Source organism: Desulfurispirillum indicum S5, from assembly GCF_000177635.2.
GTDB classification, from domain to species: Bacteria; Chrysiogenota; Chrysiogenetes; order Chrysiogenales; family Chrysiogenaceae; genus Desulfurispirillum; species Desulfurispirillum indicum.
This window is the reverse complement of the sequence record NC_014836.1, coordinates 1,749,736-1,761,636: the sequence shown is the minus strand read 5'-3', so window position 1 is coordinate 1,761,636 and position 11,901 is coordinate 1,749,736. Positions and strand designations below refer to the sequence as shown.

Sequence of the window (11,901 nt, the reverse complement as noted above, 5' to 3'; positions counted from 1 at the left end):
AGGTGTATATCCATGAAAAAACCGAAAGTACTGGCAGCGTACAGCGGTGGCCTCGACTCAACCCTGGCGGCCCGTGTCATGGTGGAGCTGGGCTTCGAAGTGCTTGCCATCCAGTTTACTTCACCCTTTCTCGGACGCAGCTACCTGAAAGAAAGCCCCGAAGATTATATTCGCGCCAAGGAGGCCACCATCGGCTGTACCCTGCGCCTGGTGGATATGGCCATCCCCCATATCGGCATCGTCAGGAATCCCCAGTATGGCTACGGTTCCCAGGTGAACCCCTGCATTGACTGCAAGGTTCTCTTTTTCAGCACCCTGCGCCGCATGATGGAGGAAGAGGGTGCCCTGGCCATAGTGACCGGCGAGGTGATGGGCCAGCGCCCCATGAGCCAGATGCCGAAGTCCCTGCGTCGCATTGAAAAGCTCGCGGGACTGGAGGGGAAAATCGTGCGCCCCCTGAGCCAGCAGCTGATGCCCGAGGTGGAGCTGGAAACCCTGGGACTGCTGGACCGGGAAAAACTCTACGCCTTCAAAAATCGCAGTCGCAAGCCGCAGATGCAGCTGGCAAAGGAGCTGGGGATCACCGAATACGCCAGTCCCGCCGGAGGATGCTTCCTTACCGATCCAGGCATGGCGCGACGCATTCGCCACCTGATGGAGAGCCCCTTTGAAGAGATGGATGAGGCCACCGTGCGCCTGAGCATGATCGGTCGCCAGCTTATCCTGGATGAAGCCCGCCTGGCCATCGGCCGCAATGAAACCGAGTGCCGCTACCTGCCGCATCTGCTCCGGGAGGGGGACGCCTTCCTGCGCATGGAAGATGAGCGCGGCGCCGTCGCTATCCTGCGCGGCAAGCAGAGCCCCGCCAACCACGAACTGGCTGCGCGCATCCTGGCCCGCTATTCGGCGCGCAGTGTGGAACGTGGCAGTCGTGTGCTCATGGAGTACCGGGGGCAGACCACCATGTTCCCGGCCGATCCTGTGGAAGAGCAGCGTCTTGAAGGGCTGCTGGTGGTCTGAGCGCCACTGCGGCCTGCGGTCGGTGGATCACCATTGGCCCAGTGCCCGCATCAGCAGTTCTCGATCGATATTTCCCCCGGTCAGGAGCACGGCAACGCGCCTGCCCTGATTGCGGGGCCTCTCCTGCAGAGCTGCCGCCAGAGCGGCGGCTCCCGCCCCTTCCGCCACATTGTGGGTGCATTCGTAGAGCATGCGTATGGCCGTGGCAACCTCCTGGTCGGAGACTTCCACAATGCGCTTCACTGCCTTCCAGATAACCTCAAGGGCCATTGGCTCCGGCGTCCGGCACGCCATGCCGTCGGCCAGTACTGTTGAAACGGCAGCTTCCGTCATCTGCTTGCGGGTAAAAGACTCGCTGTAGGCCCGGGCGTGGGATGACACCACGCCGACAATTTCCGTGGCAAGCCCCAAAGCCTCCCGCGCCGCCACCATGGCGCATATCCCCGATCCAAGTCCAATCGGCACATAGACGCGCTGCAGGTCAGGGACAGCGCGCAGCAGTTCCAGTGCGCCCGTTGCCACTCCGGCCACCAGCATGGGATGGTAGGAGGGAACCAAGTGCAGATCGCGCTCTGCGGCCAGCTGCCGTGCGTACTCCAGGGACGCCTGGAAGTCTGCGCCATGTTCGATGAGCGTGACCCCCTGGGCTCCCATGGCGGCATTCTTTTCCCGGCTGTTGCCATGGGGCACGACAATGGTGGCCGCAATTCCCGCCAGGCGCGCAGCCAGACCCACCGACTGCCCATGATTGCCCCTGGTGGCGGCAATCACGCCATGGGGGCGAGCTTTGCTGGCAGCCAGATCGGCAAAATAGACCAGGCCACCCCGCACCTTGAAGGCACCCACGGGCGTGTGGTTTTCGTGTTTTACCCAGATGTCGGCGCCAAGCTCCCGGCACAGCAGCGGCCAGCGGTACTGGGGTGTGGGCGACATGGAGCGGTAGACGACGGACGCCGCCTGTTCCATGGCATGTAAAGCTGGAAGTGATGGCTTCATGGTGTCTCCTTGGTTGCCTGGGCTTCCATGGCGACGCGTCCGTCGGGCAGAACGGCCAGCAGGGTCGCTGCGCCATTGGTCAGCCGTGTCTCCATGGAGATGGTGTCGCCCAGAAATGCTGGATTGAGGGCGCGGTAGTGGAACGATTGCATATCTCCCTGAAGGCACTGGCGGGCCAGCCCTGCCAGCAGCGTGGCAATAAGGGGCCCGTGGATGACCAGGTCGGGATAACCCTCTTCGCGCCGGCAGTAGTCGGCATCGTAGTGGATGCGATGGCCGTTGAAGGTGAGGGCGGAGTAGCGAAACAGCGTGGTCGCAGCGGGGGTGAAGGTTTTTGCCCCGGATGAGGGGGTGTACGGTGTTTCCGGCAACGGGTCACGCTGACCCACAGGTCGGGGCTGGCGGTAGACGATGTCATGCTCTTCGCGCAGCAGCAGCAGCTGGTCCTCGCGGCAGCGCAGTTCATGAAGCACGGTGACGAAGACCAGCTCGCCCCAGCTGCGGCTCTGCTTGTGCTGCACATCCAGTACGCGGGAATGCTTGTGTACGCTGTCACCGATGATCAGGGGGCGGAGGAACTCCACCCGGCCACCAGCCCACATGCGGTTGCGCAGGGGCACCGGAGGCAGAAAGTCGCCACGGGGGCCATGTCCATCAGGGCCAAGCTCAGCAGCGGGAGCTCCTTCGCGAAAGTAGATCCAGTGCCACAACGGAGGCAGGGGTTCGCCTGGTCCTATGGCAGCTCCATGGTCGATGGTGGCAGCCATCAGCTGTGCCTGGCGAATATCCAGGGTGTCTTCATCGTGTTGCTGCCTGCCAATCCAGCTGCGCAGGTATTCCATATTCACGGTTTTCATAGGTTGCCCCAGGCAGGTGAAAGAGTGGGCTCCAGGGAGCCGGTATCAGCGTAATACAAAGCGCACGGGGATTTCAACCAGACTGGCCATGGTGCGGCCACCCAGCACTGCCGGGCGATAGCTGGAGGCGAGAGTGGCTTCCATGGCACTGCGATCCAGTACCTGGTAGCCGGAGGTCTGAACGATTTCCAGGTCGGAGATCTGGCCCGCCTCGTCAATGATGGCCTGCAGGATGACGGTGCCCTGCCAGCCCTGGCGGCGGGCCAGGGCTGGATAGACGGGCTGAACCTGTCGGTGGTAGTCGGGGCCGCTGGGGCTGCCGAAGGTGGCTGCCACGGGTGCTGGGGCGGCTGATGCCTGTGGGGGTGCCACCAGGGCTGGGGTGCTCACTGGGGCCGCCTGCGTTGGCTGCTCGGTGTCTGCCACATCCATTGGCACGCTCTCAGGAGCAACCGCCTTCTGGGGCTCCCGTGGGGGCGCGCTGATTGTGACGGGCTCAGGTATCGGTTCCCGCGCCGCTTGGGGCGCGGTCTGTTTGGCGGGTTCGGCAATGGTTGACGGTGGCTCGGGCTGGGGTGGTGTCCCAGCCATTGCTGTTTCAGCCGGTGGCTGGGGGCGCTTCAGCAGGTGTACCATCACCTGGTTCTCTGTCTGCCCGAGTGCCAGCGTCGAGGGCAGCTGCCAGCTGTTGGCTGCCAGCAGCAGTGCCACGCTGTGCAGGCCCAGGGAGAGTGCCATCCACCACTTCATGGTCGGGCTCAGCAGGCGGTCCATTTCAGCTGCCCCCATGGCTGCGCAGGCTCCCCAGGGGGGTGACCCGGGGCGTGCCGCTGTGGGGGTTGATATCGACGGCCACGTGCACCCGCAGGGCGCTGGCCAGGTGCTCAGGGGTATAGACCTGGGTGGGAGTGCCGCTGGCCACGATCTGCCCGGTGGCGTTCAGCAGGATGATGCGGTGGGAGGTGGCGGCGGCCAGGTCCAGGTCGTGGGAGACCTGCACGATGGTGGTGGACTGCTGGCGGTTCATGTGTTGCAGCAGCCGGGCCGTATCCCAGCGGTGGTCCAGATCCAGGGAGCTGGTGGCTTCATCCAGCAGCAGCACCGTGGCCTGCTGGGCCAGGGCGCGGGCCAGGTAGACCCGCTGGCGTTCGCCGCCACTGATGCGCATGATGGACTTGTGGCGCAGGTGGACGATGTCGGTGGCCTGCAGGGCCTCTTCAATGGCCTGCCGGTCACTGGCTCCCATGGTGCCCGTCAGCCCCAGGCGGGCGAAACGGGCCATGCTGACCATCTCCTCCACCGTATAGCCAAAGAGGGGCTGTTCCGACTGGGAAACCACGGCGCAGCGGCAGGCCATTTCCCGGCGCTTGATGGCATGGGGCGGCTGCCCTTGCCAGCTCACCGTGCCCTGCTGGGGTTTCAGCACGCCGCGCAGCAGCTTCAGCAGGGTGGATTTGCCGCAGCCGTTGGGGCCCAGGATGCTGACGATCTCCCCCTGGCTGATGGTCATGGTGATGTCCTGCAGCACCGGGTTCGGGCCATAGGCAAAGTGCAGGTTTTCAAGGTGAATCACAGGTGCACCTCCCGCCGCCGCAGCAGGTAGAGGAAGCAGGGAGCGCCGATGATGGCGGTGATCACGCCCACGGGCAACTGGGCCGGGGCGAAGATGGTGCGTGCGATGGTGTCGGCCAGCAGCAGAAAGGTCGCCCCCAGCAGGGCCGAAGCGGGCAGCAGGAAACGATGGTTCGGCCCCCACAGCAGGCGCACCACATGGGGAATCACCAGCCCCACAAAGCCGATCAGCCCTGCCAGTGCCACCGCCGTGGCTGTCAGCAGCCCCGCCGCAAAGAAGATCCCCAGCCGCGCCCAGGCCACACTCAGGCCCAGGTCAGCCGCGCTCTCCTCCCCCTGGGTGAAGATATCCAGAGCGGGAGCCATCAGCCACAATCCACCACAGGCCAGCAGTACACCCACAGCACCCGGCAGCAGCCAGCGGGTGTTTTCGGCGCTCAGGTCGCCCGCCAGCCAGAAGATGGCCCCGCGCACACTGTCGGCGGGCATGCTCCACAGCACAAACAGCAACAGGGCCGCCGCCAGGCTGCCCACCATGACACCCGCCAGAATCAGGGTCGGGGCCGCCGTGCGCTGGGTGCCCCCCACCAGATAGACCACCAGCAGCGCCAGCAGGGCACCGCCAAAGGCCAGGACCGGCACGCTGAAGGTGAGCCACATGCCGAGGGCAAAGGCGCTGACGGCTCCCAGGGCGGCACCACCGGAAACTCCCAGAATATACGGATCGGCCAGAGGATTGCGCAGAACCGCCTGGAACGCTGCCCCCGCCACAGAGAGGGCGGCCCCCACCAGGAGGGCTAAAAGGCTGCGGGGCAGGCGGATTTCCTGCACGATGGTGCGATGAATATCCTCTGCACTCGCGCTGAACAGGGCGTTCCACACCTGCCCCGGCCCGATGTCGTAGGGGCCGGTGGTCAGGGATATACCCAGGCTCAGCAGCAGAGCCAGGGACAGAATCACGAGGGACAGGGTGGCGCGCAGCATATGCCTACTCCTTCCCGTGCAGGGCCTGGTGCAGGGCTTCCAGACCCTGAACCAGGCGGGGGCCGGGGCGATGCACCCAGTCGGAGTGAATGCTGACAATGCGGTTCTGCTGTACGGCCTGCAGCTGGGGCCAGGCCAGGAAGTATTCGTGGGAAGTGGAATAGGCGGTGTGGGGCGTGGCGACAATCACCTCGGGATCGATGGCCAGCAGCCCCTCGATGCCCCAGGTGGGATAGCGGGAAGGGCCGTCGGGCACCACATTGATGCCACCCGCCACCCGCAGCAGGTCGTCGGTCATGGTGCCGGGTCCGGCCACCACCAGGGGATTGACCATAACGCTGAAGAGCACACGGGGCGGCACCTTGCCAGCAGCCCGCTCCTGTACCGCGCGGATGCGCTGCTCCATGGACGTTGCCAGCTCTTCCGCCTGGGCAGCCCTGCCCGCCACACGGCCCACACCCCGCAGGGAAGCAACCACTTCCGCCATGGTGCCGGGATTGACCACATAGACCGCAATGCCCATGCGCTGCAGGCGCTCCACAAAACCGGGCCGGTGCATCTCCGCCGAAGCGAAGACCAGGCTGGGGCGAGCGGCCACAATGGCCTCCAGGCTGGGGTCCGAGTAGGCCCCCATCTGGGGTTTGCGGCGCGCCTCGGCGGGATAGTCGCAGAAGTCGGTTACGCCGACCAATTGCCCATCGGCCCCGATGGCGAAGAGGATTTCCGTCACGCTGGGCACCAGGGAGACAATGCGCTGGGGTGGGCTGTCCAGCCGCACGCTGCGCCCCATATCATCAATCCACTGGCCCGCAAGGGCAGACCAGTGGAGGGTGGTGAGGCACAGCAGGACCAGCAGGGCCCGTATGGTGACAGTAATGGCGTTCATCAGAAGCGGTAACTGGCGTACAGATAGGCGCTGCGGCCGGGGGTGTTATAGGTCGCCACTTCCTCGTACTCCTTGTCCAGAACGTTTTCTATGCGAGCCTGCAAGAGCCAGTTGGGGGCAATGTCATACTCGCCCCGCAGGTGCAGCAGCCCATAGCCGGGCAGGCGCAGCGTGTTGGCCCCATCGTCGTAGCGCTCGCTGAAGCCCTGGGCCGTAACGCTCACGCGGGTTTTGCCGAAGTCGCCATCCAGGTTCACCGTCGCCATCTGCTCCGCGCGGCGGGCCAGAAGATTGCCCGAATCCCGGTCTTTGGGGTCCTGCAGGGTAATGGCGGCGCTGATGTTCCACTGGCTGGTCAGCCGGTAGCCCCCATCCAGCTCCATGCCGTCGATACGGGCGCGACTGATGTTCTCCGCTGGCCAGCCGCTGATCATATTGTCAATTTCCGTGCGGAAAAGGCTGGTGCGCCAGTAGGCATTCGGCAGGGACTGCTGCAGCGAAATCTCGTAACTGGTCGATTCCTCAGGTTTCAGGTCGGGATTGCCACCACCCCAGCCCCAGGGATCGGGGTAGTACAGCTCGTTAAAGGTGGGGGCGCGGAAGGCCGTACCGTAGTTCAGGCCCAGCTTGAGGTCATGGGGAAGGCGCAGGCCATAGCCAGCGTTGTAGGTGGTGTGGCCGCCGAACTGTTCGTTATCGTCGTAGCGCACACCCACCAGGATGCTGTGGTTCATGTGCTCCAGCTGGTACTGGGTGAAAAGGGCGCTGTTATCGCGGCTGCGCTCGTCGTAGTCCGTGTCGCTGCGCACCTTGTCCTTCGTGTAGTCGCTGCCGATGGTAAGCACGTCGCTGTCGCGCAGGAAGAGGTCGCCCTGCACGCTGAACTGCTGTTGTTTGGTGTCAAAGAGGCTGGAGAAAGTGCCATCCAGAAAGTTCTCCGAACGATCCTGGCTCTGGCTGGCCTGAACCGTCACACTGAGCGTATCAGTGGGCAGCAGGTGCAGGGTGAGGCCCAGGGCCTGCTGAATAAAGTCGGCAGAGTTCTGACTTGTGCCGTCATACTCGCTCTCACCCTCGGCATGCAACCCGGTGAATTGCAGGGAATTGCCCGGTGAAAACTCATGGCCGAAGCGCACACTCAGGGAATCCTCCCGGTAGCCATCCTTGTCCGGTTCATCGGGGGTATTGCCCCAGCCAAAAGCGTCGGGGACATCGTTCTTCTGGGCATCAATGCCGTCACTGCGCAGGTGCCCGATACCCAGGCTGTAGTGGCTGTTGCCGCTGGCCGTGGCAAAAAAGGCCCGCCCTTCAGCAGTGCCGTGGCTGCCACCGCCCACCGTGACCTCGCCCCGCGTACCGGCCTCGCCGCTGCGGGTGAACACCTGAATAACCCCACCCACGGCATCGGCCCCATAGAGGGTGGAGCGGGGACCGCGTACCACCTCGACGCGGTCAATCTGACTGAGGGGAATATACTGGAGGGAAGCGGCTCCCGTAGTAGCCGAACGAATGCGGATACCGTCAACCAGCACCAGGGTCTGGTTGGTGCTCGTACCCCGCAGATAGATACTGGTGTTTGTCCCCAGACCACCATCCTGATTCACCTGCACCCCCGGAATGGTCGCCAGCAAATCGGGCAGGCTCTGGTACTGGCCACGCTCAATCTCCTCGCGGGTGATAACCGTGACCGAAGCCAGGGTTTCATCCACGGTCTGGGCCGTGCGGGTGGCGGTGACGACGGTGGTCTCCAGTCTGACGGGGGTTGCCTCTTCGGCAAGGACGGATACCGCTGCAAAGGACATCAGTGATGCACTGATGGCAGCGGGATACAACAAGGAACCAATACGCATGAAAATGCCTCCTGTGTATCCCGGTTGTGGGGAGGACGCAGGAGGCGTTATGGCTGTGTTCAGCAATAGACCTGCAGCACCCACCTTCCATACCCGGGAAGGATAGTGTAGTGACCCTTTCCGGCAGGTCTCCTGGCTCACGATTCGTCCTCCGGATCGCCTTCCCGGCCCGTGGCCAGTGGCATGTGATCCCTTGTCGTCGCTTACAGTGGCGGGTCCGCGGGGGATTTACACCCCTCTTCCCTTTTCATCCACACCTGTGGACACCGGAAAAAAGCTCGAACAGCTTAAAGAGTGCAGCGGGGGGATGTCAAGTGCTCATCACACATGGCGCTTGAGTGCGGGTGGCAGGGAAACCGGAGAAGTGAACCATGGAAAGCACGGAGGGCACGAAAGGAACCGCGAATGGAAAGGCAGGGTCTCACCCCCGTTCGCTGCGCTCACGGGGGTCGCAAAGCCCGCCAAGGTAAGGCAAGGGAGATTAACCACGGAAGGCGGCACCAAAAGTGGGTGTCCTTTTATAGTAGTGTTCTCGTTTTAAACTGTCCTCTTGACGGGAAAGCTTACCTCATTACTTGCATTTTCCCCGATATTTCCCGTATCTTGGCGCGATGAAAATTGCACCCATGAACCATACCAACCAGGTATTCCTCCACTTCCGAAGCCAGGGCAGCAAAGTTGAGCGCTACGGACTGGTGGAGCATACCGGAGTCCAGGCCATTGCGGGAAGCCTCTTCCATGAATGGATAAGAACTCCCGAAACCTCTGACATTTCCTCACTGGAAGGCATTCCCTTCTGTTACAGCGAAAACATCTACTTTCTTCAGAGCGACGGACAGGTCACCCACCATAAATCCGCGGCCCACTTCCGGACGGATATCCTCGCGCCCTCCATGGGTGAACCAGTTCTCCATATTGCCCTGGTTTGCGGCAATCGATGCGGCTATGGCTCAAGCAGCCAGATGCGTATCCTGGGGTTCACATGGCTGGCAGACCACCAGTGCGCAGCCTCGCCCTGTTATGCTGCGCAGACGCTACAGCTTTCGAGCTTCCTTCTGTGTTTGGCTCCCAAAGCCCTGGAAGTGGAGACGACAGCAGGCAGACAAGTGCTTCCCTTCGACTCCGGGATGCTTTTTCCTCTGGCAGGACAGATGGGAAGTGCGTATACTTTTTACCCCGGAGATATCATCGCCCTGCCGGTTACTCCACCAGTTCCCCCTGTGACCGCCGTCTTCTGCGGCAGCCACAGAGAACCCCTGATCAGGTGAAACCCACATGAAAGCCCTTGTACTGACAGTGCTGGCCCTGCTGCTTCTGGGGGCCCCACTAAGCTATTATGCCTATACCTCCATCATTCACAGGCCATTGCCGCTGGCAGAGCCCGTTATCACAGAAATACCCCGTGGCGCGTCCCTCAACCGGATCGCTTCCATCCTCGAAGAGGATGGAGTGCTGCCGTCAAAGCTCCCCTTTGTGCTGTACAACCGCCTGCAACGCAACACCCTGAAAAGCGGAGAATACCTGTTTCCCGCTGAAATATCACTGGCAGGCGTGTCGGCGATACTCATGCAGGGTATCCCCTATCAGCGTTCCTTCACGGTCACCGAGGGAACGACCTATCGCGATATCCTCATGAGCGTTGACCAGAACCCCATGCTCGACGCCACTCTCTTCCACCAGCTTGTCATGGATGCCGTGGAAGCTTCAGCACTTTTTTCCACTCCGGAAGGCCTGCTTTTCCCCGAAACCTACGCCTACTCACGGCACAGCGCGGAGACACAACTGGTGCAGCGCATGAGCCACACGACGCTCCAGCTCCTTGAGCGCTACCAGCGCCCCGGATGGAGTAAGATGGATGTCCTGATCCTCGCTTCCATCATCGAAAAGGAAGCGGGCAACCGAGATGAAATGCCCCTGATCTCCTCGGTCTTCCATAACCGTCTTGAACGGAGAATGCGGCTGCAGGCAGATCCCACCGTTATCTACGGTCTGGGGGATGATGACGCCCTGGAGGATCGCCTGCGCCGCAGGCACCTGGAGCAGGATACCCCCTATAACACCTATACCCGCCATGGGCTCCCGCCCACGCCTATCTGTTCACCTTCAGAAGCCGCCATTGCCAGCGCCGCCAATCCCGCTCAGACGAACTACCTGTATTTTGTCGCGGCCCCGGGGGAATCGGGCCATGTATTCAGCACCACCCTTGCCGAGCACAATCGCCATGTCCAGCGATACTGGGACTTCATACGCTCCCAGCGCGCCAATCAGCCATAAACCAGCACAGGAGCAGCCATGATACGCCTCTACAACACCCAGAGCAGCAGCAAGGAAGACTTTATCCCCATAGAGCCCGGCAAAGCCCGCATCTATGTGTGCGGAGTCACCACCTATGACCACTGCCACATCGGTCACGCCCGCAGCGCGGTCGCCTTTGACAGTATCCGCCGCTATCTGAGCTATCGCGGATTCGAAGTCACCTTTGTCAAGAACTACACGGATATAGACGACAAAATCATCAACCGAGCCCGCGAAAATGGCGAAGAGTGGAAAGCGCTGGCCGAGCGCTTTATCAGCGAGCACGACCGCGATATGGCGGCGCTCTATGTGCTTCCACCCACCATCGCACCACGGGCCACTGAGCACCTTCCAGAAATGATCGCCCTGATTGAAAAGCTTCTGGACAACGGCTACGCCTACAAGGGTGGCGATGATATCTTCTTCCGGGTTCATCGCTTCACCGAATATGGCAAACTCAGCCATAAGGCCCTGGAAGACCTGCAGAGCGGCTCACGGGTCGAGGTTAATCCCCTCAAGGAAAACCCCCTGGACTTCGTCCTCTGGAAAGGCAAAAAAGAAGGTGAACCCTCATGGGAGGCCTCTTTTGGTGCCGGGCGTCCCGGCTGGCACATTGAGTGCTCCGCCATGGGCCACAAACACCTTGGCCGCGTCTTTGACATCCACGGCGGTGGCAAGGACCTCATCTTCCCCCACCATGAAAACGAGATAGCCCAGTCCCAGGCCGGTTACGGCTGCGCCCCAGCCCGCTACTGGATTCACAACGGCTTCGTCAACATCAATAACGAAAAGATGTCAAAGTCCCTGGGGAACTTCTTTACCATCAAAGAGATCCTGCAGCACTATGACCCGGAAGTCCTGCGCCTCTTCCTGGCCCAGACCCATTACCGCAGCCCCATCGACTTCTGTGAAGAGAACATGACCATGGCGCGCCAGGCACTGGAGAAGCTCTACCGCTTCCTGGAGAACTTTGAAAACCACGAAGACACCCGCACCTCGGATTCCATCGCCCCTGTCCTCAGTGACATCACGCGGAAATTCGAGGAGGCCATGGATGACGACTTCAACAGCGCCCTGGCCCTGGCGAGCCTCTTTGAAGGGGTCCACACCCTCAATAAACTCAATCCCTCCAGCGCTGATGCCAAGGGCATCTATGACACCTACTGCCGCTTGGGCGACGTACTGGGAATCTTCCAGTCTCTGCCATCACAGTGGTTTGCCAGGCAGAGCACTTCACAGCTCAGCGCCGATGAAATTGCCGCCCGCATTGAAGCACGCAATGCCGCGCGCCGCGATAAGGATTTCGCTACCGCTGATCGCATCCGTGACGAACTGCTGGAAAATGGCGTGGAAATCAAGGACTCAAAAGAAGGAACAAGCTGGCGCTATCGCTGAAATCCATCAAAAAAACCCCCGCCTTTCCGGACGGGGGTTTTTGCAT

At 61.8% G+C, this 11,901-nt stretch carries 11 protein-coding genes and 1 riboswitch; of the genes, 4 read left to right on the top strand and 7 right to left on the bottom strand.

Annotated elements, in window-relative coordinates:
* Positions 1–12: 12 nt before the first annotated feature.
* Positions 13–1,020 carry a hypothetical protein gene (locus tag SELIN_RS08330; protein WP_013506223.1) on the top strand — a complete coding sequence of 336 codons (1,008 nt, stop codon included), beginning with the start codon at positions 13–15 and terminating at the stop codon, positions 1,018–1,020.
* 27 nt (positions 1,021–1,047) lie between these two features.
* On the opposite strand, the gene SELIN_RS08325 is transcribed toward SELIN_RS08330, so the two are convergent.
* From SELIN_RS08325 to SELIN_RS08295, 7 genes are read right to left on the bottom strand one after another with little or no spacing between them, the layout of a single operon-like run.
* Positions 1,048–2,016, bottom strand: a complete 969-nt coding sequence (locus SELIN_RS08325; RefSeq protein ID WP_013506222.1) for a threonine dehydratase — start codon at positions 2,014–2,016, stop codon at positions 1,048–1,050.
* Complete coding sequence (locus SELIN_RS08320; protein ID WP_013506221.1) at positions 2,013–2,873, bottom strand: HTD2 family dehydratase; 861 nt, start codon at positions 2,871–2,873, stop codon at positions 2,013–2,015. The genes SELIN_RS08325 and SELIN_RS08320 overlap by 4 nt, the downstream gene beginning before the upstream one ends.
* Before the next feature lie 45 nt (positions 2,874–2,918).
* Complete coding sequence (locus tag SELIN_RS14015) at positions 2,919–3,662, bottom strand: energy transducer TonB (protein WP_083805976.1); 744 nt, start codon at positions 3,660–3,662, stop codon at positions 2,919–2,921.
* Complete coding sequence (locus SELIN_RS08310; RefSeq protein ID WP_013506219.1) at positions 3,649–4,446, bottom strand: ABC transporter ATP-binding protein; 798 nt, start codon at positions 4,444–4,446, stop codon at positions 3,649–3,651. Before SELIN_RS08310 ends, SELIN_RS14015 begins: the two co-directional genes overlap by 14 nt.
* Entirely contained in the window at positions 4,443–5,429 is a 987-nt protein-coding gene (locus SELIN_RS08305) for a FecCD family ABC transporter permease (RefSeq protein WP_013506218.1), read from the bottom strand. The genes SELIN_RS08310 and SELIN_RS08305 overlap by 4 nt, the downstream gene beginning before the upstream one ends.
* 4 nt (positions 5,430–5,433) lie before the next feature.
* Complete coding sequence (locus SELIN_RS08300) at positions 5,434–6,315, bottom strand: cobalamin-binding protein (protein WP_013506217.1); 882 nt, start codon at positions 6,313–6,315, stop codon at positions 5,434–5,436.
* Positions 6,315–8,165: a TonB-dependent receptor domain-containing protein gene (locus SELIN_RS08295; protein WP_013506216.1), complete on the bottom strand. Its 1,851-nt coding sequence runs from the start codon at positions 8,163–8,165 to the stop codon at positions 6,315–6,317. Before SELIN_RS08295 ends, SELIN_RS08300 begins: the two co-directional genes overlap by 1 nt.
* Positions 8,166–8,270: 105 nt before the next feature.
* A riboswitch (cobalamin riboswitch) is annotated at positions 8,271–8,451 on the bottom strand.
* Positions 8,452–8,791: 340 nt separating this feature from the next.
* Between SELIN_RS08295 and SELIN_RS08290 the strand changes: the two genes are divergently transcribed.
* From SELIN_RS08290 to cysS, 3 genes are read left to right on the top strand one after another with little or no spacing between them, the layout of a single operon-like run.
* Positions 8,792–9,433, top strand: a complete 642-nt coding sequence (locus SELIN_RS08290) for a hypothetical protein (protein WP_041725996.1) — start codon at positions 8,792–8,794, stop codon at positions 9,431–9,433.
* A gap of 7 nt (positions 9,434–9,440) precedes the next feature.
* Complete coding sequence (mltG, locus tag SELIN_RS08285) at positions 9,441–10,439, top strand: endolytic transglycosylase MltG (protein WP_013506214.1); 999 nt, start codon at positions 9,441–9,443, stop codon at positions 10,437–10,439.
* Between the two features lie 18 nt (positions 10,440–10,457).
* Entirely contained in the window at positions 10,458–11,855 is a 1,398-nt protein-coding gene (gene cysS / locus SELIN_RS08280) for a cysteine--tRNA ligase (RefSeq protein WP_013506213.1), read from the top strand.
* The last annotated feature ends 46 nt before the right edge of the window (positions 11,856–11,901 follow it).